The 22904-nt window shown below is 74.2% G+C and carries 21 protein-coding genes; 14 read left to right on the forward strand and 7 right to left on the reverse strand.

Translation table 11 applies throughout. From position 1 onward, the window contains the following. The first annotated feature begins 5 nt into the window (after positions 1–5). The 9 genes from ACIQLL_RS15770 (at position 6) to ACIQLL_RS15810 (ending at position 8761) form a co-directional block, all read left to right on the forward strand. Positions 6–443, forward strand: coding sequence for a hypothetical protein (locus tag ACIQLL_RS15770; protein ID WP_402469140.1), 438 nt, complete (start codon positions 6–8; stop codon positions 441–443). Between the two features lie 79 nt (positions 444–522). Beyond that, entirely contained in the window at positions 523–1041 is a 519-nt protein-coding gene (locus ACIQLL_RS15775; protein ID WP_402469142.1) for an Arc family DNA-binding protein, read from the forward strand. 71 nt (positions 1042–1112) lie between these two features. After that, positions 1113–1955, forward strand: coding sequence for a DUF4097 family beta strand repeat-containing protein (locus tag ACIQLL_RS15780; protein ID WP_402469144.1), 843 nt, complete (start codon positions 1113–1115; stop codon positions 1953–1955). A gap of 69 nt (positions 1956–2024) precedes the next feature. Next, positions 2025–2810, forward strand: a complete 786-nt coding sequence (locus ACIQLL_RS15785; RefSeq protein WP_402469147.1) for an ABC transporter ATP-binding protein — start codon at positions 2025–2027, stop codon at positions 2808–2810. Beyond that, positions 2807–3649, forward strand: a complete 843-nt coding sequence (locus ACIQLL_RS15790) for an ABC transporter permease (protein ID WP_402469150.1) — start codon at positions 2807–2809, stop codon at positions 3647–3649. The genes ACIQLL_RS15785 and ACIQLL_RS15790 overlap by 4 nt, the downstream gene beginning before the upstream one ends. 163 nt (positions 3650–3812) lie before the next feature. Then, complete coding sequence (locus ACIQLL_RS15795; protein ID WP_402469152.1) at positions 3813–4679, forward strand: formate/nitrite transporter family protein; 867 nt, start codon at positions 3813–3815, stop codon at positions 4677–4679. A 121-nt stretch (positions 4680–4800) separates the two neighbouring features. Next, complete coding sequence (locus tag ACIQLL_RS15800; RefSeq protein ID WP_402469155.1) at positions 4801–6396, forward strand: Re/Si-specific NAD(P)(+) transhydrogenase subunit alpha; 1596 nt, start codon at positions 4801–4803, stop codon at positions 6394–6396. After that, positions 6393–7784, forward strand: a complete 1392-nt coding sequence (gene pntB, locus ACIQLL_RS15805; RefSeq protein WP_402469157.1) for a Re/Si-specific NAD(P)(+) transhydrogenase subunit beta — start codon at positions 6393–6395, stop codon at positions 7782–7784. The genes ACIQLL_RS15800 and pntB overlap by 4 nt, the downstream gene beginning before the upstream one ends. Positions 7785–7810: 26 nt before the next feature. After that, positions 7811–8761 carry a ketopantoate reductase family protein gene (locus ACIQLL_RS15810; RefSeq protein ID WP_402469160.1) on the forward strand — a complete coding sequence of 317 codons (951 nt, stop codon included), beginning with the start codon at positions 7811–7813 and terminating at the stop codon, positions 8759–8761. Between the two features lie 56 nt (positions 8762–8817). Here ACIQLL_RS15810 and mqo read toward each other — a convergent pair whose 3' ends face one another. Next, the gene (mqo, locus tag ACIQLL_RS15815) at positions 8818–10389 is read right to left on the reverse strand and encodes a malate dehydrogenase (quinone) (protein WP_402469163.1); all 1572 of its coding nucleotides are present in this window, start codon (positions 10387–10389) and stop codon (positions 8818–8820) included. Positions 10390–10509: 120 nt separating this feature from the next. Then, the gene (locus ACIQLL_RS15820; protein WP_402469165.1) at positions 10510–11196 is read right to left on the reverse strand and encodes a pyridoxine/pyridoxamine 5'-phosphate oxidase; all 687 of its coding nucleotides are present in this window, start codon (positions 11194–11196) and stop codon (positions 10510–10512) included. A gap of 195 nt (positions 11197–11391) precedes the next feature. On the opposite strand from ACIQLL_RS15820, the gene ACIQLL_RS15825 reads away from it, so the two are divergent. Next, entirely contained in the window at positions 11392–12114 is a 723-nt protein-coding gene (locus ACIQLL_RS15825) for a hypothetical protein (protein WP_402469167.1), read from the forward strand. Between the two features lie 17 nt (positions 12115–12131). On the opposite strand, the gene ACIQLL_RS15830 is transcribed toward ACIQLL_RS15825, so the two are convergent. Beyond that, positions 12132–13349 (reverse strand): GNAT family N-acetyltransferase, encoded by a 1218-nt coding sequence (locus ACIQLL_RS15830; RefSeq protein WP_402469169.1) that lies wholly within the window; start codon positions 13347–13349, stop codon positions 12132–12134. A 63-nt stretch (positions 13350–13412) separates the two neighbouring features. Here ACIQLL_RS15830 and ACIQLL_RS15835 point away from each other — a divergent pair, with 63 nt between their 5' ends. Further along, positions 13413–14762, forward strand: coding sequence for an MFS transporter (locus ACIQLL_RS15835; protein WP_402469172.1), 1350 nt, complete (start codon positions 13413–13415; stop codon positions 14760–14762). Positions 14763–14847: 85 nt separating this feature from the next. After that, positions 14848–15897 carry a Rossmann-fold NAD(P)-binding domain-containing protein gene (locus tag ACIQLL_RS15840; protein WP_402469174.1) on the forward strand — a complete coding sequence of 350 codons (1050 nt, stop codon included), beginning with the start codon at positions 14848–14850 and terminating at the stop codon, positions 15895–15897. A 12-nt stretch (positions 15898–15909) separates the two neighbouring features. On the opposite strand, the gene ACIQLL_RS15845 is transcribed toward ACIQLL_RS15840, so the two are convergent. Both ACIQLL_RS15845 and ACIQLL_RS15850 read right to left on the reverse strand, forming a co-directional pair. Further along, positions 15910–16371, reverse strand: a complete 462-nt coding sequence (locus ACIQLL_RS15845) for a GNAT family N-acetyltransferase (protein WP_402469176.1) — start codon at positions 16369–16371, stop codon at positions 15910–15912. A 35-nt stretch (positions 16372–16406) separates the two neighbouring features. Further along, positions 16407–17261 (reverse strand): DUF2599 domain-containing protein, encoded by an 855-nt coding sequence (locus ACIQLL_RS15850; protein WP_402469179.1) that lies wholly within the window; start codon positions 17259–17261, stop codon positions 16407–16409. Between the two features lie 168 nt (positions 17262–17429). Between ACIQLL_RS15850 and ACIQLL_RS15855 the strand changes: the two genes are divergently transcribed. Both ACIQLL_RS15855 and ACIQLL_RS15860 read left to right on the forward strand, forming a co-directional pair. After that, positions 17430–18359, forward strand: coding sequence for a cold-shock protein (locus tag ACIQLL_RS15855; protein ID WP_402469182.1), 930 nt, complete (start codon positions 17430–17432; stop codon positions 18357–18359). 95 nt (positions 18360–18454) lie between these two features. Beyond that, the gene (locus ACIQLL_RS15860) at positions 18455–19303 is read left to right on the forward strand and encodes a siderophore-interacting protein (RefSeq protein WP_402469185.1); all 849 of its coding nucleotides are present in this window, start codon (positions 18455–18457) and stop codon (positions 19301–19303) included. 28 nt (positions 19304–19331) lie between these two features. On the opposite strand, the gene ACIQLL_RS15865 is transcribed toward ACIQLL_RS15860, so the two are convergent. Together ACIQLL_RS15865 and ACIQLL_RS15870 are read right to left on the reverse strand one after the other, a co-directional pair. Beyond that, positions 19332–20255 carry an NADP-dependent oxidoreductase gene (locus ACIQLL_RS15865; protein ID WP_402469187.1) on the reverse strand — a complete coding sequence of 308 codons (924 nt, stop codon included), beginning with the start codon at positions 20253–20255 and terminating at the stop codon, positions 19332–19334. Between the two features lie 24 nt (positions 20256–20279). Beyond that, positions 20280–22874 carry an ATP-dependent DNA ligase gene (locus ACIQLL_RS15870; protein ID WP_402469190.1) on the reverse strand — a complete coding sequence of 865 codons (2595 nt, stop codon included), beginning with the start codon at positions 22872–22874 and terminating at the stop codon, positions 20280–20282. Between the last annotated feature and the right edge of the window lie 30 nt (positions 22875–22904).

A 22904-nucleotide genomic window follows, 5' to 3' on the forward strand; every position in this document is an offset into this window, starting at 1 on the left:
AGCTCGTGCGCCGGACCACGGACGACGTCGTCGCCTTCCTGGAGGGCGACGACGTCGGCGGCGACCTCGGCAGGATCGACGTGGTCGTGCGCGACGAGCTTCCCGGCGTCTCACGTGCGCTGTGGCGCGGGGTCTTCTGGGGAGGGACCGAGCAGGCGATCGTCGGGTACGGGGACATCGTCCAGCCGCGTCCGCGCGGCGGTGACGTCGAGTGGTTCCTGCTCGGCCTGGCCCGGCAGAAGCGTCACCTGAGCCTGTATGTCAACGCCGTCGAGGACGGGGTCTACCTGACGCGGCTCTACGCCGAGCGGCTGGGCCGGGTCCGGGTCGGTGCGGCGAGCATCGCGTTCGCCCGGGCCGACGACCTGGACATGGACGTCCTGGGGGAGATGGTCGCGCACGCGGGCCGCGGCCTGCCGGAAGGCCGCTCTCACCACGAATGACGTCACTCTGGCGTCAAGTCTTAAGAAAATGACGCCACACCACTTGCGGTGACACCACTGGTGGTGTCAATATGGCGTCATGGACCTGAACCGCTACGTCGAGACCCTCCAGCACCAGCTCGCCACCGCCGCGGCCGCGGGGGGTGAGGAGGCCCGAGAGCTCGCCGCCCGACTGACCGCCCCGCTCGACGCGGCGGCACGACTCGTCCTCCTGGACGCCGTCTCGGACGCCGCCGGCGAGATCTCGGCCGAGCTGGCCCCCGGCTCGGTGGACGTGCGACTGCGCAGCGGATCCCCCGAGTTCGTGGTCGCGGTCCCCGATCAACCGGGCAGCAGGCCCGACGTCGCCCCGGGAGGCGGAGAACCGGCACCCGCCGCGGTCGGCGAGGCCGACACGGGTGCCACGACGCGCACCACGCTGCGGCTCCCCGACCACCTCAAGACGCAGGTCGAGACCGCGGCCGCCCGGGACGGCCTCTCGGTCAACTCCTGGCTCGTGCGCGCCGTCGCCGCGTCCCTCGAGCAGCCCGGGCCCCGGACGCCCGACAGGTCCGGTGCGAACCGGTCCGCGAACCACGTCACCGGGTGGGTCCGCTAGCCGCCGCCCCGGTCCCACCACCTCCCCCGCCCCACCTGACACCACACTGACACCACCCCAGGAGCTCCGTCATGCCCACTTTCCCCACCACCCACCCCGTCACGGTCTCCGTGGACGTTCCCTTCGCCACCGTGCACGTCTTCGCCGGCGAGCGTGACGACGTCGTCGTCACGGTGCTGCCGAGCGACCCGTCCCGATCCGGCAGCGTGCGGGCCGCCGAGGAGGTCCGCGTCGACCACGACGGCGACACGGTCGCGATCACCTACCCCGGGTCCTGGAAGCAGTGGGTGCTGCCGTTCGCCTCCGGGACCGCGGACATCACCGTCGAGCTGCCCACGGGTTCCGCCGTCCGGGGCCGCGCGGGGTCCCTGACCGCCGAGGGTGTGCTCGGCGGCGTCGAGATGACGCTCTCGGCCGGGGACGTCCGGGTCGAGGACGTCGAGCGCCTCACGCTGAAGGTCGCGGCCGGGTCCGTCGTCGCCGGCCGCATCGCCGGCACCGGGGAGATCAAGGTCAGCGCCGGCTCCGTCCGGCTCGGCGAGGTCGCCGGTGACGCCGCGGTCCGGGCCGGCGCCGGGCCGGTCTCCGTCGGGTCCGTGACGGGGGCGCTCGATGTGCACGGCGCCCACGGTGACGTCACCGTCGGCCGCGTCCGGGGCGCGGTGACCGCTAAGACCGCCCACGGCGGCATCCGCGCGGACGGCGTGGAGTCCGGCAGCGTCTCGGTGAGCACCTCGTTCGGCTCGATCGAGGTGGGCGTGGCCGCGGGGACCGCGGCCTACCTCGACGCCGGTTCCGAGCACGGCACCGTGCGCAACCAGCTCGTGTCCACCGGCGGGCCCGAGCAGGGCGAACGCACCGCCGAGGTGCGTGCGCGCACCGGCTTCGGCGACGTCGTCGTCCGCCGGTCCTGAGGGCCGGCCCCGCATCCCGTGCCCCGCGCACCCCCGACCGCACACCCCGTCACCACCGAAGGAGCCCTCATGTCCAGCCCCACCCGCGGACCCGCGATCGAGATCGCCGGCCTGCGCAAGTCGTACCCGTCCCGCAGCGGCGACCACCTGGTCCTGGACGGCCTCGACCTCACGGTTCCCGCCGGGACCGTGACAGCCCTGCTCGGACCGAACGGTTCCGGCAAGACCACCACGGTCGGCGTCCTGTCGACCCTGCTGAAGCCCGACGCCGGCACCGTGCGGGTCGCCGGGCACGACGTCGCCCGCGCACCGGGGGCGGTGCGCGCCACGATCGGCGTCACCGGACAGATCACCGCCGTCGACGACCTGCTCACCGGTGCCGAGAACCTCCGCCTGATGGCGGACCTGAACCACCTCGGCCGCAGGGACGGCCGGCGTCGGACCTCCGAGCTGCTCGACCGGTTCGGCCTGGCGGACGCCGCGGGGAAGCCCGTCGCCACCTACTCGGGTGGCATGCGGCGCAAGCTCGACCTCGCGATGACGCTCGTCGGGGCGCCGTCCGTCGTCTTCCTCGACGAGCCCACGATGGGCCTGGACCCGCGCAGCCGCCGCGCGCTGTGGGACGAGGTGCGCGCCCTCGTGGCCGGCGGCACCACGATCCTGCTGACCACGCAGTACCTCGAGGAGGCCGACGTGCTCGCCGACTCGGTCGCGGTGCTCGACGGCGGCCGGATCGTCGCGCAGGGCACGCCGGCCGAGCTCAAGGCCGCGCACGACGCCGGGTCGCTCGACGACGTCTTCCTCGCACTGACCGCACCGCCCGCCCCCACCACCGACTCGGAGGACCTGCGATGAGCACCGTCGCCGCCCCTGCACCCGCTCCTGCCACCGTGGGTCCGCGCCCGGTGGCCGACCTGCTGACCATGCTGCGCCGCAGCCTGCTGCGGGCCGTGCGCTACCCCGGCCTGACGCTGTTCCTCGTCGTCGGACCGCTGGTCATGCTGCTGCTGTTCGTCTTCGTGTTCGGCGGCGCGTTCGGTGCCGGGGTGGCGCCCGGCGTCACCCCCGGGGCCGACGGGCGCGCGGCCTACCTGGACTACATCACGCCCACGCTGCTGGTCATCACGATGGTCGGGGGTGCGACGTCGGTCGCGACCAGCGCGGCCATGGACGCGGCCGGCGGCATCATGGCGCGGTTCCGGACGATGGCGATCGCGCCGGGGTCCGTGCTGTCCGGGCAGGTGCTCGGCTTCGTGCTCCAGGCGCTGGCCGCGCTGGTGCTCGTGCTGGGCGCCGCCGTGGCCATGGGCTACCGGCCCGAGGCCGGTGCCGCCGGGTGGGCCGGGCTGCTGGGGCTGTTCCTCCTGCTCGGACTGGCGCTGAACTGGCTGTGCGTGGCCCTGGGCCTCAACGCGCGCAGCGTGGAGACCGCCAGCAACGCCCCCATGCTGCTGCTGCTCCTGCCGTTCCTCGGCAGCGGGTTCGTGCCGGTCGAGACCATGCCGACGCCCGTGCGCTGGTTCGCCGATCACCAGCCGTTCACGCCGATCATCGAGACCGTGCGCGGACTCCTGGCGGGCGGGACGGGCCTGGACGGTGCGCTGGTGGCCCAGGCCGTCGGATGGTGCCTGGTGATCGGCGTCGCCGGCTACCTCTGGGCCCGTTCCCTCTTCCGTCGCGAGCGGCGCGCCTGAGCGCCGGGGTCGTCCTCACGCCGTGGGAGCCCGCGGCGTGAGGAAGACGTACCACGCCCGTCACGCCGCCGACTCCCCAGGGCAAACGCGGCGCGGAATCCTGTCGGGGCAAGGCTCCCGGACGACGGCGTCCGGGAGCCGCCCACCGAGGAAGGGAGCACCCGTGGACTACGTCAAGCCGAACGAGCTCGTCACGCAGATGATCGACGCGGGGGAGTCGAAGGTCCACCTGTCCACGCGCGACACGCTGATCCGGGCCTTCATGGGGGCGGCGCTGCTGACGGTCGCGGCGGCCTTCGCCGTGACCGTCACGGTGCAGACGGGCAACGCCCTGCTGGGCGCCCTGCTCTTCCCGGTCGGCTTCTGCCTGCTGTACCTGCTGGGCTACGACCTGCTCACGGGCGTGTTCACGCTCGCGCCGCTGGCGTTCCTCGACAAGCGGCCGGGCGTCACGGTGCCGGCCGTGCTGCGCAACTGGGGCCTGGTGTTCGTCGGCAACTTCGCGGGTGCGTTCATGGTCGCGGTCTTCATGACGATCTACTTCACGTACGGGTGGTCGCAGGACCCCAGCGAGGTGGGCCAGGCGATCGGTCACATCGGTGAGGGCCGCACGGTCGGCTACGCCGAGCACGGCGCCGGCGGGATGCTGACGCTGTTCATCCGGGGCGTCATGTGCAACTGGATGGTCTCCACGGGAGTGGTCGCCGCGATGATGTCGCGCAGCGTCATCGGCAAGGTGGTCGGCATGTGGATGCCCATCATGCTGTTCTTCTACATGGGCTTCGAGCACTCGATCGTCAACATGTTCCTGTTCCCGGCCGGTCTGCTCATGGGCGGCGGGTTCACGATCGGTGACTACCTGGTCTGGAACGAGATCCCGACGGTGGTGGGCAACCTCGTGGGTGGGCTGACGTTCGTCGGCATCATGCTGTACACGACCCACTACCGCACCAAGCCGAAGCGCTACGCGGCCGCGGCGGCCCCGGCCGAGGACGTCGAGGGCGACGAGCTGGTGGCCGCCGGCCGCTGAGCCCGACCCGACCGGGCGCCGACCGCGGGCTGAGACTTCGTCTCGGTGTGCGGTCGGTGCTCGTCCGCGCGGCGGTGACCGGATAGGTTGCAGGGGTTTCGACCAAGGGAGGTCAGAGCCCGTGCAGATCGGTGTCCCGCGCGAGTCCCGCGCCGGCGAACGCCTGGTCGCGGCCACGCCCGCGACCGTGCGCAAGCTCGCCGCGCTCGGCTACGACGTCGTCGTCGAGGCCGGAGCCGGTGAACGTGCCAACATGCCGTCGAAGGCCTACGTCGAGGCGGGGGCGCGTCTCGGCACCCGCGACGACGTCTGGGCCGCCGACGTCGTCACCTGCGTCAACGCTCCGGCGCCCGACGAGCTCGACCGGCTGCGACCCGGGTCCGTGCTGGTGTCCCAGCTCGCCCCGGCCACGCACCCCGAGCTGGTCGAGGCGCTGACGGAGCGCCGGGTCACGGCGTTGGCCCTCGACGCGGTGCCGCGCATCTCGCGCGCCCAGGCGCTCGACGTGCTCTCGGCGCAGTCGAACGTGGCCGGCTACCGCGCCGTCGTCGAGGCGGCCGAGGAGTACGGCGGCATGTTCACCGGGCAGGTCACCGCGGCGGGGACGACGCCGCCCGCGACCGTGTTCGTCATCGGCGCGGGCGTGGCCGGGCTCGCCGCCATCGGCACGGCGTCCTCGCTCGGGGCCGAGGTCCGCGCGTTCGACGTCCGGCCCGAGGTCGGGGAGCAGATCGAGTCGCTGGGGGCGACGTTCGTCCAGGCGGAGGGCACGGCCCAGGAGGTCAGCACCGACGGCTACGCACGCGCACAGTCCGCCGACCAGGAGGCGGCGACGCGGGCCGTGTACGCCGCCGAGTCCGCCGGAGCGGACGTGGTGATCACCACCGCGCTGGTGCGGAGCACGGCCCCGACGACCATCACGGCCGAGATGGTCGCCGCGATGAAGCCGGGATCGGTCGTGGTGGACCTGGCCGCGCCGGGGGGTGGCAACTGCGAGCTGACCGTGCCGGGGGAGCGTGTCGTGTCCGACGGCGGCGTCGTCGTCCTCGGCTACACCGACCTCCCGGGGCGGATGCCGCAGCACACCTCGGCGCTCGTCGGCACCAACATCGTCAACCTCCTGACCTTGATGACCCCCGCGAAGGACGGTGTCCTCGAGGTGGACCTCGACGACGTCGTCATCCGCGGCATGACGGTGACCCGCGACGGCGAGGTGCTCTGGCCGCCGCCGCCGGTGCAGGTCTCCGCCGCGTCGCCGTCGCCGTCCGGTGGCCCCGAGCCGGAACCGGGGCCGAGCCCTGAGTCGCTCGCCCTCGCGCGGCAGCGGCGTGCCCGCCGCCGGACCGTGCTCGCCGCGCTGGGCGCCGTCCTCGCCGGCCTGGCCATCGCGGCGTCCCCGCCGGACGCCGTCGGGCACTTCACCGTGTTCGCCCTGGCCGTCGTCGTGGGCTTCTACGTGATCTCCGCGGTGACGCACGCGCTGCACACCCCGCTCATGGCCCAGACCAACGCGATCAGCGGCATCATCCTGGTCGGCGCGCTGCTGCAGATCGGCAGCGACGACTGGGTCGTCACGGGGCTCGCCGTCGTGGCCGCCACGCTGGCGAGCATCAACGTCTTCGGCGGGTTCATGGTCGCGAACCGCATGATCCGCATGTTCCGCAAGGGGGCGCCGTCACCGGACATCGCGGCTCCCCGGCAGGGGGTGGCCCGATGACGGTGCTGTCGGCCGTGCAGGCCACCTATGTCGTCGCCGGCGTGCTGTTCATCCTGTCGCTGGCCGGGCTGTCCCAGCAGGAGTCCGCCCGGCGGGGCAACGTCCTCGGCATCATCGGGATGGCGCTCGCGCTCGTGGCGACGGTGGCGCTGGCACTGCAGTCCTCCGAACGTCCCTGGCAGGTCACCGCGGCGCTCATCCTGCTCGTGCTGGTGGTGGGTGCGGCCGTCGGCACCTGGCGGGTCCGCAAGGTCGAGATGGTCCAGATGCCCGAGCTCATCGCGCTCCTGCACTCCTTCGTGGGGCTGGCCGCGGTGCTCGTCGGGTACGGCTCCTACCTCACCGACACCGGCTCGGACACCGTGCATCTGGTCGAGGTGTTCCTCGGCGTGCTCATCGGCGCGGTCACGTTCACCGGCTCGATCGTGGCGAACCTCAAGCTGGCCGCGAAGATCAAGTCCGCTCCCTTGACCCTGCCGGGCCGGAACTGGATCAACCTCGGACTCGTCGTGGCGGCGGTGGCGCTGCTGGCCTGGTTCCTCGCCGCGCCCGACCAGGGGATCGTCCCCCTGGTGCTCATGACGCTCGTCGCGCTCGCGCTCGGCTGGCACCTCGTGGCCTCGATCGGCGGCGGTGACATGCCCGTGGTCGTCTCCATGCTCAACTCGTACTCCGGCTGGGCCGCGGCGGCCGCCGGGTTCATGCTCGGCAACGACCTGTTGATCATCACCGGGGCGCTCGTCGGGTCCTCCGGCGCCATCCTGTCCTACATCATGTGCCGTGCGATGAACCGGTCGTTCGTCTCGGTGATCCTGGGCGGTTTCGGCACCGAACCGGGGACCGCCGCCTCCGGTGACGCCGAGGGTGAGCACCGGGAGACGTTCGCGGCCGACGTCGCCGAACAGCTCGCCCACGCCGCGTCGGTGATCATCGTGCCGGGGTACGGCATGGCCGTCGCCAAGGCGCAGTACCCCGTCGCCGACCTCACCGAGAAGCTCCGGGCCCGCGGCGTCGACGTCCGGTTCGGCGTCCACCCGGTCGCGGGGCGGCTGCCCGGCCACATGAACGTGCTGCTCGCCGAGGCCAAGGTGCCCTACGACGTCGTGCTCGGCATGGACGAGATCAACGGGGACTTCGCCACCACGGACGTGGTGCTGGTGATCGGCGCGAACGACACGGTCAACCCTGCCGCGCAGGAGGACCCGGGCTCACCGATCGCCGGCATGCCGGTGCTCGAGGTGTGGCAGGCGCGGGACGTGGTCGTCTTCAAGCGCTCGATGGCCACCGGCTACGCGGGGGTGCAGAACCCGCTGTTCTTCCGGGAGAACACCGCGATGGTGTTCGGCGACGCCAAGGAGCAGGTGGAGCGGATCATCCAGGCTCTGTGACGCCGCTCCGGGTTAACCTCGGGCGCATGGAGACGGACACCGAGAGCAGACCGGACCGTGAGGGCGGAGCTGGAGGCGGGCGCATCGCCGTCGTCGGTCCCGGTGCCGTCGGGGGACTGGTGGCCGCGTTCCTCCAGCAGGCCGGGCACGACGTCGTCATGGTCGCTCGGGAGCACACGGCCCGGTCGGTGACCGAGCACGGTCTGGACGTCGTCACCGACCGGTACGGGTCCTGGCACGCACCCCTTCCGGCGTCGACGTCGGTGCCGCCCGGAGCGCTCGTGCTGGTGACCGTCAAGGCTGCCGGCGTGCCGGACGTGGCGCGGCAGGTCGCGGACTCACGACCGCGTGAGGTGCTCTCCCTGCTCAACGGGGTGGAGCACATGGATGAGCTGCGCGGCGCGTTCGGCGCGCCGACGTCGGACGGCGGCACGCCGGTGGTGGGTGCGTCGTACGCGGGGGAGACGCTGCGCACCCGCGCCGGTGACGGCGGGCCGTGGCAGGTGCGGCACCGCGGCGAGCTGCTGCGGATCACGGTGCCCGCCGAGGGTGCCGACCTCGCCGTCGTCGCTGCTCTGCGGGACACGCAGATCCCCGTGGCCGACGGCGGTCGGGAGGTCGAGGTGCTGTGGTCCAAGCTGCGGTTCCTCGCCCCGCTGGCCCTGCTCACCTCGATCCACGGCACCGGGATCGGACCCGGCCTGGCCCGGGATCCGGGTCTCACGGACGCGCTGCTGGGTGAGGTCGCCGCCGTGGCGAGCGCGGAGGGCGTGCCGACGTCGGGCGACGACCTGCGCGGGATCCTGGCGGGGCTGCCCGCCACGATGCGTTCGTCCCTGCAGGCGGACCTCGCCGAGGGGCGCGTGGGTGAGCTGGACGCGATCGGTGGTGCCGTCGCACGGCGAGGCGTGCGGCACGGGGTCGCCGCACCCGCCCTCGAGGACATCGTGAGCCGGCTGCGCGCCGAGGTCGCCTGAGCCTGCGGCCGCTCGGTCGGCGAGCCGGCCGCGTACGGGCGCGCGGACCCGTGGGCTCAGAGCCGGGAGTCGGCCCGGGACTCGTAGACGCTGGCCGGCAGCACGCCGTCGACCGGCGCGGGCAGCGCGTCGGCCGCCAGCTCGTCGGCGGCGCTCGAGGTGGAGTCGATCTCGCGGGCGTCCGCGGGCACGCCGTCGAGGCTCGGCATCATCGTGGCCAGGCGGGCACGCCACGCCGGGAACTCGGCCGGGAAGCAGCGGCCCAGCACGTCGACCATGGCCGAGACGGCCGTGGAGGCACCGGGGGAGGCGCCGAGCAGGCCGGCGATGGAGCCGTCGGCGGCGGCGACGATCTCGGTGCCGAACTGCAGCACGCCCTTGCCGTCGGCGTCGCGCTTGATGACCTGCACGCGCTGACCGGCGGTGATCGTCTCCCAGTCCTTGGGGTGCGCGGTCGGCATGAACTGCTGCAGGGCCTGGAACTTGGTCTCCGGGGCGGCGACGACCTGACCGACGAGGTACTGGGTCAGGTCGAGGTTCTTCAGCCCGGCACCCAGCATCGAGGTCACGTTGTGGGCGCGCAGGGAGGTGATCAGGCCCAGGTACTTGCCCTTCTTGAGGTACTTGGGGCTGAACCCGGCGTACGGGCCGAACATGAGGTAGCTCTTGCCGTCCACGACCCGCGTGTCCAGGTGGGGCACCGACATCGGCGGGGCGCCGACGTCGGCCTTGCCGTAGACCTTGGCCTGGTGGCGCGCCACGACGTCGGGGTTGTCGGTGCGCAGGAACTCGCCGGAGATCGGGAAGCCGCCGAAGCCCTTGATCTCGGGGATGCCGGCGGACTGCAGCAGCGGCAGCGCGCCACCGCCCGCACCGACGAAGACGAATCGCGCGTCGAGGGTCGAGGTCCGGGGCCGGGCGTTCCAGGAACGGTCCTTGACCCGCAGTCGCCAGCCGCCGTCGCGACGGCGCTTGAGCGAGGTGACCTCGCGCTCGAGCTGGAGCTTCGCGCCGTGGGCGACCATGCCGTCGATGAGCTGGCGCGTGAGGTTGCCGAAGTCGACGTCGGTGCCCGCTGCGGAGCGGGTCGCGGCGATCGGCTCGGAGGCGTCGCGCTCGGTGGTGAGCAGCGGGGCCCAGCGTGCGATCTCGGCGCGGTCCGTCGAGAGCTCCAGGTCGCGGAAGAGCGGGTGCGCGCTGAGGCTCTGGTGGCGGCGGCGCAGGTAGTCGACGTTCTTGGCACCGCGGACGAACGTCATGTGCGGCGTGCGGCTGATGAACGACGAGTCGCCGAGGGTCCCGGTGGCGAGCAGGTGGTGCCAGAGCTCGCGGGAGGTCTGGAACTGCTCGTTGATCGCGACGGCCTTGGAGATGTCGATCGTGCCGTCGGGCTTCTCCGGCGTGTAGTTGAGCTCGCACAGCGCGGCGTGCCCGGTCCCCGCGTTGTTCCACGGGTTGGACGACTCGAGCGCGACGTCGTCGAGGCGCTCGAGGATGCGGATCGACCACGTCGGTTCGAGCTGCTGGATCAGGGTGCCGAGGGTGGCACTCATGATCCCGCCGCCGATCAGGACGACGTCGACAGCGTCGGAGGAACCCTTGCCGGAGGTCGTTTCGCGCGTAGTCACTCGGTCATGCTACGTCGCTGGTGAAAAGTGTCACAAACAATGAGAGCAACGTCACAAGGCGCTGACCTGCAGTGATGTGGGTCACAGTGCGACCGGCGGTTGAACGGGCAGGTCGCGCCGTCAGGGCCACAGGAGCTCGGTGACCCAGGACGCGGCGCCGTCGCCGGCACCCGCCTCCCGAGCCGCCGTGCGGTAGCGCACCCGGGTCTGCCCGGTGCCGGATCCCGAAGCCCAGAACTCGACCTCGGTCGCCTCGAGGCACCAGGCGGTCCAGCCCGGTGCGACGAGGTCGGGGTCGGCCCGGACCCGGTGCAGGGCGTGGGCCCACGCGGCGCGATGCTCGGTCAGGGAACCGAGCGGCTCGCTCTGGCGGCCGACCAGCCCGGTGGCCCGCGAGGCGTCGGACCGGGCCCGGAACTCCGCGACACCGACGTCCGGGTGCGCCGTCGCACGTCCGGCCACGCGGATCTGGCGGCCGGTCTCGCGCCACAGGAAGGTCAGGGCGGCCCGCGGGTTCGACGCGAGGTCGGCGCCCTTGGGACTGGCGGCGTGCCCGGCGAACCACCAGCCCGTCTCCGTGAGGTCCTGGAGGATCACCGTGCGGGCCGCGACCTGCCCGCCGGGGCCCGAGGTGGCGAGCGTCATCGCCTGCGGCGCCAGCGCCCCGGCGGCCACGGCGTCCTCGAACCAGGTCCGGAACAGCTCGTGCGGTGCGCCCGGCAAGGTGCGCAGGTCCTCGACCTCCCAGCCGGACAGGCCGTCGGGGAGGACGGGCAGCGCCCGCAGGCGTTCGCGAAACGTGCTCATGGCGCTCCTCGGCCTCGCCGGCGGTGTCGGCGTCGTCGGGTCCGTCTCGTCGGGGTCCGTCCCGCCCTGCGAGCCCAGGATTCACCCTACCGAGAGCCGACGGCGCGACCGGCGGCACGCCACGTGCCCTTGTGCCGCGCCCCGAGTGGCGCGACCATGGCCCCGACCGGCCCCGCGGCCGGACGAAGGAGTGAGATGAGGCCCGACACCACCTCGCAGACCTCTCCGCCCCCGGACGGCGGCGGCCGGCACCCGCGGCACGGCGCGAGCGCCGACACCGGTCCCGTCGCCTCCGTCGCGACGTTGTTCGCGTCCGAGCCCGCCGCGGCCCACGGCGTCGTCGCTCCCCACGGACCGCCCCCGGAGCCCTCCGCACCGCGTCCTGTCCAGACGGTCGTCCTGGCGGCCGCGCTCGTGCTCGCGCTCGCTGCCTCGGCGGGCGTCGCCGTCCTGTGGTCCGCGAACCGCAAGCTCGCGGCGGAGGTGGAGACCGCCGTCGGGCAGGCCGAGACCGCACGCCAGGAGTCCGCCGACCTGCGGTCCGAGCTGGCGGCCGCGCCCGACGCGGCCACGATCGACGGGCTGGCGGACCGCCTCGCGGGGGTCGAGGACTGGACCGGGCTCCCGGCGGACGGCACCGCCGGGACGACCGACCTGCAGACGCGGCTGCTGGAGGTCACGAACGGGATCGACAGCCTCGAGTCCAGCCTGCAGGACGGGCTCGGGACCGTCCGGAACGACCTCGACTCCGTGCGGGACGACCTGGGCACGGGCGGTGAGGGCGCGACGAGCGCCGACCTCGACGCGTTGCGCCAGGAGATCGGCGGCCTGCGGACCGCGGTCGACGAGGTCCGCCAGGACGTCGGCGTCCTCTGCTGGGCCCTGGGCTACCGCTCGGACGTCGCCGCCACCTGCTGACGGGCCGGCGGCCACCGTCAGAAGTGGTCGCGCACGTGCACCTGGCGCCCTGCCCACACCGCGTCCCAGACGGCATCGTGCGCGTCGGGGCCGGAGAGGTGTCCGGCCAGCCGCAGGTTCGCGCAGGACTGGGCGCCGGCGTAGGACAGGGCGAGCCCGGCGGAGGTGAACGTCGGCCGCGCGGCCGGGCCGCCGTCGTCGGGCACCACACGGGTGCCTGTGCCGGCAACCTCGAGCGTCCAGGAGCCCGCCAGGTCGGGGGCGGTGGCGTCGACCACGGCGAACGGCACCCGCGCGGACAGCGGCGCCTGCCGGGCGGCGCCGAGGGCGCCCGGGAGGTCCAGCAGCCGCAGCATGTACGGCTGGTTCTGCACGAGGGACGTGGCATGGTCGGGCAGCACGAGCCGGCTCGGGTCGGCGCCCGACCAGCCCCCGGAGGTGCACAGGCGCACGGACCCGGTCACGGTCGCGAAGGACCCGAGCACGGCCCACAGCGCGCGAGCGGCGTCCGGGGTGAGCGCCACGAGGTCCTCGACCTCGATGCCCGTGGACCGGTCGTACCCGGTGCCCCTCCTCCAGCTCGCGAACCCCTGGACCTCCCCGGCCGGATCCACGGCGAGGCTCACCCCGGTGTAGTCGGCGTCCGGCCCCGCGACGTCGTCCGCTCCGAGATCGAACGGCGCCTCGGTCCGGGTCAGGGGCCCGTTCTGCCCCCGAGCCCACGCGGTGTAGACCTCTCGCAGCGCCGGGGCGTCCGTGGGCGTCGCCCGCCGCGTGCGCAGGCCGGCCGGGCGGCGCACGGCGGCGAGCGCCGACATGGGGATCGACACCTCGTCGAACGCGCCGACGATCTCGTAGCCGAGGCCGCGGTAGATGCCCGCTGCCGAGGGGAAGAGCGTGGAGACGACCTCGCCGCGCTCCCGGGCCTCGGCCAGCGCGGCGTCGAGCAGCGGACGCAGCAGGCCGCTGCCGCGGTGCTCGGCGGCGACCGTCACGCCGCCGATCCCCGCCGTCGGCACCCTCGCACCGTGGAACCAGGAGGTGAAGGAACGCACCGTGGCCTTGGCCACGAGCTCGCCGTCGACCCAGGCGCCCCAGGGGTGCGCGTTCGCCGGGGGCCAGGTCTGCGGGGTCGGCGGCGGGGTGGGGCGAGCGGGCGTGCCGAAGGCCTCTTCGGCGAGTCGCTGCGCGGTCGGCGCGTCGTCGGACGACAGGGGACGGATCTCGACGGTCACGGCACCGACGCTACCGGCAGCCCACGAGCCGCGGACCCGTCGCGACGCGCGTAGCGTGACCGCGTGGACACGGTCCTGCAGCGGCGGGTGCTCGTCGTCGCGATCCTCGCCTCGTTCGTGTCGTTCCTCGACGGCACGGTGGTCAACGTCGCCCTGCCCGCGATCGCCGCCGAGCTGGGCGGCCCGGGCGAGGCGGGACTGACGCTGCAGCAGTGGGTGGTGGACGGCTATCTCGTCACCCTCGGCTCGTTCATCCTGCTCGCCGGGTCGTTGTCGGACGTGCACGGGCGGCGGCGCGTCCTCATGGTCGGCCTCGCCGGGTTCGCCGCGGCGTCGGTGCTCTGCGCCGTCGCGCCCACCGGTCCGGTGCTCGTGGTGGCGCGCCTGGCGCAGGGGGTGGCGGGTGCGTTGCTGGTGCCGAGCTCGCTGGCGCTCATCATCTCGACGTTCGACGGGCCGGCCCAGGGCCGGGCGATCGGGCGGTGGACCGCCTGGACCGGCACCGCGATGATCGTCGGGCCGTTCGTCGGCGGGGGGCTGGTCGACCTGGCCTCGTGGCGGTGGGTGTTCTGGATCAACCTCCCGGTGGTCGCGGTGACGCTCCTGCTCCTGCGGCGCGTGCCGCCGTCGGTGGAGACGGTCGACCGGCACCTGGACGTGCCGGGTGCGGTGCTCGCGGCCTGCGGGCTGGCGGCCGCCGTCCTCGGGCTGATCGAGGAGATCTGGGCGGTCGTCGCGGTCGGTGCCGTGCTGCTCGTCGCGTTCGTCCTCTACGAGCGGCGGGCTCGTGACCCGATGCTGCCGATGCGGCTGTTCCGCGCGCGGAACTTCGCCTGGGGCAACATCGCGACGTTCGCGGTGTACGGCGCGCTCGCGTTCGGCGGGTTCGTGCTGACGCTGTTCCTGCAGCAGGTGGCCGGCTACTCGGCGACGGCGGCCGGCGTGGCGCAGCTGCCGACGACGTTCGCGATGCTCGCGCTGTCGACGCGGTTCGGCACGCTGGCGGGCCGGTACGGGCCGCGCTGGTTCATGGGGATCGGGCCGGTGGTGGCCGGGTGCGGGTACCTGCTGATGCTGACCATGGACGCCGAGGCCGACTACCTGACCCAGGTGCTGCCCGGCATCCTCGTGTTCGGGCTGGGGTTGGCGATCACGGTCGCGCCGCTGACGGCGGCGATCCTCGGCGCGGTCCCGCCCTCGGACGCCGGGATCGCCTCGGCCGTCAACAACGCGGTCTCCCGGGTGGCGGGGCTGGTGGTCATCGCGTTCGCCGGCGTGATCCTGGGGGGTGTGCTGGACGTGGCCTCGTTCCACCGGGCGCTGGTCGTGACGGCCGTACTGCTCGTCCTGGGCGGACTGGTCAGCATGGTGGGCATCCGCGACGGGCGGTCCGGCGGCGTGGAGCGGATCTGAGGGCGTGGCGGTCGCGCCGGCCCCGGGGCTTGCGCCGACTGCGGAACCGCTGGCGCCCGACGGCCTCGCTCGGCAGGGTGACGGCATGAGACTCCTGGTGCTCGGCGGATCGGTGTTCCTGTCCCGGGCGGTGGCGGCGGACGCGGTCACCCGTGGCCACGAGGTGGTCGCCGCCACCCGCGGCCGCTCCGGCTCCGTGCCCGACGGCGCGCGGCACGTCGTCCTCGACCGTGCCGAACCACTTCCTGCGGCGTTCGCGGCCGAGCCGTTCGACGCCGTCGTCGACGTCGCGCGCACGCCGTCCCACGTCCGGCGTGCCGTCGCCGCGTGGCCCGGCGCGCACCGGGTCTTCGTCTCCTCGGTCAGCGTCTACGCCGACGACGCCGATCCCGCGGGGCCGGGGGCCGGTCGCCTCCACCCGTCGGAGCCGGACGACGTCGACCTCACCGCCCGCCCCGAGGCGTACGGCCCGATGAAGGTCGCGTGCGAGGAGCTCGTGCTCGAGGGCGCCCCGGACGCCACCGTGGTGCGGCCCGGGCTGATCGTCGGACCGGGCGACCCGTCCGGGCGGTTCACCTACTGGCCCGCGCGGATGCGCCGGGTGCTCGACGGAGCGACGGTGGGCGTCCGCACCGACGGGGCGCGGGTCCGGTCGGGTGCCGACCCTGGTCCCGGTCCTCGGCCCGACGAGGTGCTCGCCCCGGGCGCCCCGGACGACGTGGTCCAGGTGATCGACGTCCGCGACCTGGCGCGCTGGGTCGTCGACGTCGCCGAGCGGCGGACGCCCGGCGTCCTCGACGCCGTCGGCCCGGCGGTGCCGGTGGGCGACCTGCTCGACGCCGTGGCCCGCGGCTGCGGGGTCGAGCCACGGTGGCGGTGGGTCGACGGCGAGCGGCTCGCCGCGCTCGGCGTCCGGCCGTGGGCGGGGGAGCGGTCGCTGCCGCTGTGGCTGCCCCGGCCGGAGTACGCGGGGATGCTCGCGCACGACGCCGGCCCGGCGCGCGCCGCGGGGCTGACGGTGCGGCCGGTCGAGGACACGGCGCGCGACGTGCTCGCCTGGCTCCGCGCCGACCCGGACGCCCCGGTCACGGGCCTCACCGCCGCCGAGGAGGCCGAGGTGCTCCGCCGCGCCTGAGCGGGCCCTTTCTCAGAGCGTGAGCTTGAAACCCTCGTGGGACTGCGCGTAGCCGAGCGACCGGTAGAACCGGTGGGCGTCGGGGCGCTGCTTGTCCGACGTGAGCTGGGCGAGGGCGGCCCCGCGCTCCCGGCCGCGAGCGTGGGCATGCTCCATGAGTGCCCTGCCGATCCCGCGGCCCCGTCGCCGGGCGTCGACGCGGACGGCCTCGACGAGCAGCCGGGTGGCCCCGTTCCGGGAGACGCCCGGTACGAAGGTGAGCTGCATGACGCCGACGACCTCGTCGTCGAGCACCGCCAGGACGAGCTCGTCGTTGGGGCTGGCCTCGATCGCCTCGAAACCTGCCACGTGGGCCGCGCCGAAGGTGCCCGTCCGTTCGCGGGCCACGTCGTCGTCTGCGATGAGCTCCACCACCCGGGCGAGATCCGTGCGCAGGGCAGGGCGGAAGGTCACGGCGGGTTCATCGAGGGGCACGCCGGGACCGTATCCCACGGGTCGCCCGGCGGACGTCAGGAGCCCTCGGTGGGGTTGCACCGCTCGGCGAGCACGGCGAGCAGCCCGACGTCGGGACGCCACGGCTCGAGGTTCCAGGTCTCCTTGTCCGGCGCCCCGACGGCGTGGCAGACGAGCTGGTCGTGCATCGTGGCCGTGTCCAGGTCCGGGTCGTCGGCGACCAGCTCGGACCAGACGACGTCCACCCCCGCCTCGCCGGCGGACCGTGCCCAGGCCGTGGGGTCGACGGCGAGGGAACGCCCGCCCTCCCGGTCCCCCCACACGGCGCTCTCGACGCCGTCGGTGCCCAGCGTCGTCGTGACGGTGCCCTCGGCCTTCGCGGTGGTGGGGACCAGCTCGGCGGTCCTGGCGTCCACGGTCCGCCACCGTCCGCCGTCCGGACGCGCGAGGCCGCCGGCCGCGGTGACGCCGTCCGCCCCCACGACGGTGAGCGACCCGTCGGTGTGGACGGTCAACGCGCCGGGCCCGGTCGGGGTCGCCGTGGGATAGGTGCCGGTCGGGACGGACGAGAAGTCCACGGTGAGCCGGGCGGACCCGTCCTCGGCCGGAGCGACCGCTACCGACCCGGCCGCGCCGGTCGGCGGGGACACGGCCAGCCGGACGTCGCCGGCCGAGAGCTCGACCGGTTCCGGCCGCGGCGCGTCGCTCGTGCTGCTGCCAGAGCCCGTGGGTGCTCGCGTCGCCGGGGCGCTGATCGTCGGGGAGGGTGCGGTGACCGGGTCGTCCGAGGACCCCGCCGGTGCGCACCCGCCGAGCATGAGGAATGTCACGGTTCCCACGGCGAGTGCGAGACCGCGGGCGGGGCACGGGATCCGGGCCTCGGCGCGGCACGGCAGGCTGACTGGTGTCACGGCACCAGTCTGCGGCACCGGGGGAGTCGGCGGTCGCTCCGGTGTCTCGCCGGCCCGGGGGAGCGGGCCGGGCGTCGTCGGGAAGCCGGAGCCGGCCGGATGCGCTCGCCCGGCTGTTCCGTCGGGGACACTGGAGTCAGCACTGTCTGCCGAGACGAGGAGTTCTTCGTGCCCCAAGGGACTGTCCGATGGTTCGACGCCGACCGAGGCTTCGGCTTCATCGATCGCGGGGACGAGGGTGACGACCTGTTCGTGCACGCGTCCGAGATCGTCGGCGGCGACGGGACGAAGCAACTCCGCGAGGGGCAGGCCGTCGAGTTCGAGGTGGGCGAGGGCGACCGCGGCCCGCAGGCCCGGCGCGTCCGGGTCACGGGGGACCGGGCCCCCGACGCGCCCGTGGGCAGGCTCGGCACGGTCAACTGGTACGAGCCGACCAAGGGCTACGGGTTCGTCACGCCCGACGGCGGCGGCGCCGAGGTCTTCGTGCACAGCTCGGCGGTCGTCACCGGCGGCGTGATCGTGGAGGGTCAGCGGGTGGCGTTCCTCGTCGTCGACGGGGAGAAGGGCCCGCAGGCGGACCACCTGCTCCCGCTCGGTGCGGAGGCCGCCCGGCCGGCGTCCGACGGGGCGGACGGCACGGTGTCCTGGTACGACGACGTCAAGGGGTTCGGGTTCATCGCTCCCGACGCGGGTGGCCCGGACGTGTTCGTCCACGTCAAGGCGCTCGGCCAGGGGCTGACCGAGCTCGCGGAGGGTGCCCGCGTGACGTACGACGTCGTCGACGGCGACAAGGGGCCGAACGCCCGCCACGTGCAGGTCGTGCGTGGTTCCGGCAGCTCGCCCGGCGCCCCGGGACGCGGTCGGTCGAGCCGGGCCGGGGCGTCCGGCGGGCCGGTGCGCGGGGGCGAAGGCACGGTGGCGCGCTACGACGCCGACCGCGGGTTCGGCTTCATCTCGCCCGACGGCGGGGGCGCGGACCTGTTCGTGCACGTGTCGGTGGTGCGGGACGCCGAGATGCTGGAGGAGGGCGACCGGGTCCGGTTCGCGGTGCGGCAGAGTGACCGGGGACCGCAGGCGGACCGCGTCGAGCTGCTGTGAGCGACGGCGGGTGCGGTGTCCGGTGGACCGCGCCGAGGTATCGATCCGTGGACAGGCCTGGTCAACGGCGGTGAGGTTCGCCTAACCTTATCCCCGTGAGCGCTTACAGGGGTCGCAAGCCGGTCGAGCCGCACGTCCTGCTGGCCGAGGTGGTCGGGACCAAGCAGGTCTCGCCGCACCTGATCCGCGTGACCCTCGGCGGCGAGGGCATCGCACGTCTCACGCTGCTGGGTCACGACCAGTGGTTCCGTCTCTTCCTGCCCCGGCCCGGCCAGGACACGTTGCGACTGCCCAGTCGGACCTCCGGGCTGGGCTGGTACGCGCAGTACCTCGCCACACCGCGGGCCAAGCGGCCCTGGGTGCGGAGCTACACCGTCCGGGCGGCACGCCCCGACCTGCGCGAGATCGACGTGGACTTCGTGCTGCACGGTTCGCGCTCCCACGACGGCGAGCAGCACGACGACGAGCACGGCCCGGGCACGACCTTCGCCGCGACCGCGCGGTCCGGCGACACGGTCGGGATCCTCGACCAGGGTGTCGGCTACCACCCGCGCCACGAGCACGACTGGACGCTGCTGGTCGCCGACGAGTCCGGGCTGCCCGCCGTCGCGGGCGTGTGCGAGTCCCTGCCCGAGGACGCCCGCGGCCTGGCGGTCGTCGAGGTCCCGACGGCGGACGACCGGCAGGAGTTCCGCGTCCCGGACGGGGTCGACCTGCTGTGGGTCGAGCGCGACCGGGCGGGCGCGGACGCCGTGCCGGGCCAGACGGCGCTCGACGTGCTGCGCGGCGCCCACCTGCCCGCCGGCACCGGCTACGCGTTCTGCGTCGGGGAGTCGGGGCTCGCCACGGGGGCGCGCCGCCACCTGGTGAACGACCGCGGCATGCCCAAGGCGCACGTCGACTTCGTCGGCTACTGGCGCCACGGCCGGGCCGCCGCGGCCTGACCGCCGCGGGCCCGACCGCGGCGGGACGTCAGACCTGGACGACGACCTTGCCGCGCACGTGACCGGACTCGCTGGCGCGATGGGCGTCGGCGGCGTGGGCCAGGTCGAAGACCTCCGCGACCTCCACGGCGACGCTGGCCTCGTCGATCATCGCGCCGATCTCCTCCAGGTCCTCGGTGGACGGCCGCACCCACACGTAGTGCCCGCCGTGCTCGTCCCGGGCCGACGGGTCGGTGATCGACGCGATCGTGCCGCCGGGGGCGAGCAGGGTCGCGCTGACCGCCACGGCGTCACCGCCGACGTAGTCCAGGGCGATGTCGACGCCGCCCGGGGCCAGGTCACGGACCCGGCCGGCCAGGCCGTCGCCGTACTCCACCGGTTCGGCACCCAGGGAGCGCAGGTACTCGTGGTTGCCCTCGGACGCGGTGCCGATCACGCGGGCACCGAGCGCCCGGGCGATCTGGACGGCGAAGGACCCGACGCCGCCGGCCGCGGCGTGGACCAGCACGGTGTGCCCCTCGGACACCCCGGCCCGCCGGATCGTCTGGTACGCCGTCAACCCGGCCAGGGGCACGGCGGCCGCCTCGGTGAAGGACAGCGTGGACGGCTTGCGGGCCAGCGTGCGCACCGGCGCGGCCACCAGCTCGGCGAACGTGCCGCCGTGGACGACGTCCTTGCGCACGTACCCGTACACCTCGTCGCCCACGGCGTACTCGGGGGTGTCCAGGCCGACCTGCTCGACGACACCCGCGACGTCCCAGCCGGGGACCACCGGGAACTGGGCGTCCATCAGGCCGTCGAGGTGTCCCTGGCGGATCTTGAAGTCCACGGGGTTGACCGACGCGGCCTTGACGCGCACCACGACGACGTCCGCGCCGATGTGCGGGTCGGGCTGCTCGGTGAGCTCCAGGACGTCCGCGTCTCCGTACCGGTCATAGGTGATGGCTCGCATACAGGGCGCAACCGGGTCGGCCCGTCAGGCATTCCTGGGTGCGGCCGACGGTTCGACGGCGACGTCCGACGGTGACTTGTCGGGACGCCATCCCCGCCACACCGCGTGCCGCAGGCGGTCGCTCGTCCCGCCGTCGGACCCGACGGCCGTCCATCCCGCGAACGAGACCTCCGCGACCCGCTCGGGGACCGCCCACCGGGCGTGCTGCGCCTCGATGCGTGGTACGCCGTCCAGCGGAGCCTCGGCGGCGGGCCGCAGCGCGGTGACGACGTCGCGGCGCTCTCGTTCGCGGAAGCCCGTGCCGACCTTGCCCACGTAGCGCCACGTCCCGCCGTCGGGCACCGCCAGCAGCAGGGAGCCCGCCGCGCGCGCGTCCTCGGTACCGGTGCCGGCGTGCAGCGGGCGCCACCCCACGACCACGACCTCCTGCGTGGCCACGTGCTTGACCTTGAACCAGTCGCGGGACCGGCGTCCGGCCGCGTACCCGGAGGCGCGACGCTTGGCCACGACACCCTCCAGACCCAACCGCGACGACTCCGCGAGCGCCTCGTCCAGCGAGCCCGGCAGCGGCGGCGGCACGTGCACCGGGCGGCCCGCCCGCACCACCTGCTCCAGCGCCGCCCGCCGCTCCGTCCACGGGTGGTCCGCCAGCGACCTCCCCGCGACGGCGAGCACGTCGAAGAGCACCAGGTCCACCGCGACCCGGGCTCGGGCCCGCTCGACCTCGCGCGGCCGGACCAGGTTCGCCCGCTGCTGCAGGCGGCGAAAGCTCGGGCGGCCGTCGGCGTCCAGGGCGACCACCTCGCCGTCCAGCACGAGCGGCAGGTCGACGGGACGGACGGCCGTGGCCAGGGCCTGCAGCTCGGGGAAGGTGGCGGTCAGGTCGCGACCGGACCGGGACGTCAGCCGCACCCGCGGGGCGCCGCCGGAGTCCTCCCCGGTCCCCGGCAGCACCTCGACGACGGCGCGGAACCCATCCCACTTGGCCTCGAACGCCCACTCGTCCGCCGCCAGCCGCCCCAGCTCACCCGGCGAGGCCGTGGTGGCCAGCATGGGCCGCGGCGTCCCGCCGGCGGTGCCGGGTCGCGCGGTCGGCGCGGGAGCCGGGCCGACGGCACCGGGCGCCGGCACCGGCGTGCCCGACGACGCAGCCTGCGGGTCGTGCGCGCCCTGCGGCTGCGCCTTGGTGCGGTGGATCAGCCACGAGTTCTCCTCCTCGCCGCCCCGCCCACCGGTACGGATGAGGGCCAGGCGCCTGCTGCCCCGACGCGCGGAGTGCAGCGTGACGATCACCTCCGCACCGTCACGCCACTTCTCCAGCTCGTAGGTGCCGGCGTCCCAGATCGTGACGTCGCCCGCGCCGTACTGACCGGCCGGGATCGTGCCCTCGAAGCCCCCGTACTCCAGCGGGTGGTCCTCGGTCTGGACGGCCAGGTGGTTGCGGCCCGGGTCGGTGGGCTCCCCCTTGGGCAGTGCCCAGCTGACCAGCACGCCCTCGTGCTCGAGCCGGAAGTCCCAGTGCAGGCGGCGGGCGTGGTGCTCCTGGATGACGAACGCCGGTGCGCCGGCCCCGTCGTCCGCGCTCCCGCCGTCGCTCTCGACGCTGCTGCCGCCGTCGGTCCCGCCGTCCGGTCCGAACGGCTCCGGGGTGCGACCCGGGTCCCGCTTGGCACGGTACGTCTCCAGCCGGTGGAAGGAGGCCAGCCGCTCCGGCGTCGGCTCGAGCTGGGACAGGTGCCCCGCCAGCAGCGGCGCCAGCAGGTCGCCGTCGCGCTCGAACCGCTCGACGACCTCGTCGAGCTCCAGGTGGCGCAGGTCCGGGTCGTCCAGCTCGGCCCAGGTGCGCGGGGCGGCCACGGTCGGGCGCTCGCGGCCACGGGGCGAGTACGGCGCGATCGTGGTCTTCGAGCCGTTGTTCTGCGACCAGTCGACGAACACCTTGCCCGCGCGCAGCGACTTCTTCATGTCCGCCACCACGAGGTCGGGGCGCTCCGTGGCGAGGTGGCGGGCCAGCTCGCGGGCGACGGCGGAGACGTCGTCCGAGGTGAGCGTGCCGTGGGGGCCCGTCAGCGCCGCGTAGAGGTGGATGCCCTTCGACCCGCTGGTCACGGGCAGCGGGTCGAGGTCCATCCCGGTGAGGATCTGCCGGGCCAGCCGGGCCACCTCGGCGCACTCGGCCAGCCCGACGCCCGGTCCGGGGTCGAGGTCGAGGACCAGCCGGTCGGGGGGCAGGGGCGCACCGGTGCGGCCGAACCGCCACTGCGGTACGTGGATCTCCAGCGTCGCGGTCTGGCCGAGCCACGTGAGGGTCGCCAGGTCGTCGACCAGCACGTAGTCGTTGGACGACGACGTGTGCCGGATCGTGCGCCGGGGGACCCACGCGGGCGTGGAGGCGTCCAGGTTCTTCTGGAAGAACGGCTGGGCGCCGACGCCGTCGGGCCACCGCTTGCGCGTGGCGGGTCGGTGCGCGGCGTGCGCCAGGAGGGCGGGCGCCACGGAGGCCAGGTAGTGCAGCACCTCGCCCTTGGTGGTGCCCGTGACCGGGTAGAGCACCTTGTCGAGGTTGGACAGCGACAGGGTGCGTCCGTCGACCGTCACGCGCTGGGCCTGCGAGCTCACCGGGACATCGTCGCGCGGGCGGCGGCCCGC

The organism is Isoptericola aurantiacus (genome assembly GCF_044769875.1).
Classification (GTDB): Bacteria; Actinomycetota; Actinomycetes; order Actinomycetales; family Cellulomonadaceae; genus Isoptericola; species Isoptericola aurantiacus.

What these genes read in the sequence shown, in the direction of transcription:
- ACIQLL_RS15825 (WP_402469167.1), top strand. Translation starts at nt 11,392, where the DNA reads ATGAGGCCCGACACCACCTCGCAGACCTCTCCGCCCCCGGACGGCGGC.
- ACIQLL_RS15820 (WP_402469165.1), bottom strand. Translation starts at nt 11,196, where the DNA reads ATGAGCACGTTTCGCGAACGCCTGCGGGCGCTGCCCGTCCTCCCCGAC.
- ACIQLL_RS15810 (WP_402469160.1), top strand. Translation starts at nt 7,811, where the DNA reads ATGGAGACGGACACCGAGAGCAGACCGGACCGTGAGGGCGGAGCTGGA.
- pntB (WP_402469157.1), top strand. Translation starts at nt 6,393, where the DNA reads ATGACGGTGCTGTCGGCCGTGCAGGCCACCTATGTCGTCGCCGGCGTG.
- ACIQLL_RS15775 (WP_402469142.1), top strand. Translation starts at nt 523, where the DNA reads ATGGACCTGAACCGCTACGTCGAGACCCTCCAGCACCAGCTCGCCACC.
- ACIQLL_RS15865 (WP_402469187.1), bottom strand. Translation starts at nt 20,255, where the DNA reads ATGCGAGCCATCACCTATGACCGGTACGGAGACGCGGACGTCCTGGAG.
- ACIQLL_RS15790 (WP_402469150.1), top strand. Translation starts at nt 2,807, where the DNA reads ATGAGCACCGTCGCCGCCCCTGCACCCGCTCCTGCCACCGTGGGTCCG.
- ACIQLL_RS15840 (WP_402469174.1), top strand. Translation starts at nt 14,848, where the DNA reads ATGAGACTCCTGGTGCTCGGCGGATCGGTGTTCCTGTCCCGGGCGGTG.
- ACIQLL_RS15785 (WP_402469147.1), top strand. Translation starts at nt 2,025, where the DNA reads ATGTCCAGCCCCACCCGCGGACCCGCGATCGAGATCGCCGGCCTGCGC.
- ACIQLL_RS15780 (WP_402469144.1), top strand. Translation starts at nt 1,113, where the DNA reads ATGCCCACTTTCCCCACCACCCACCCCGTCACGGTCTCCGTGGACGTT.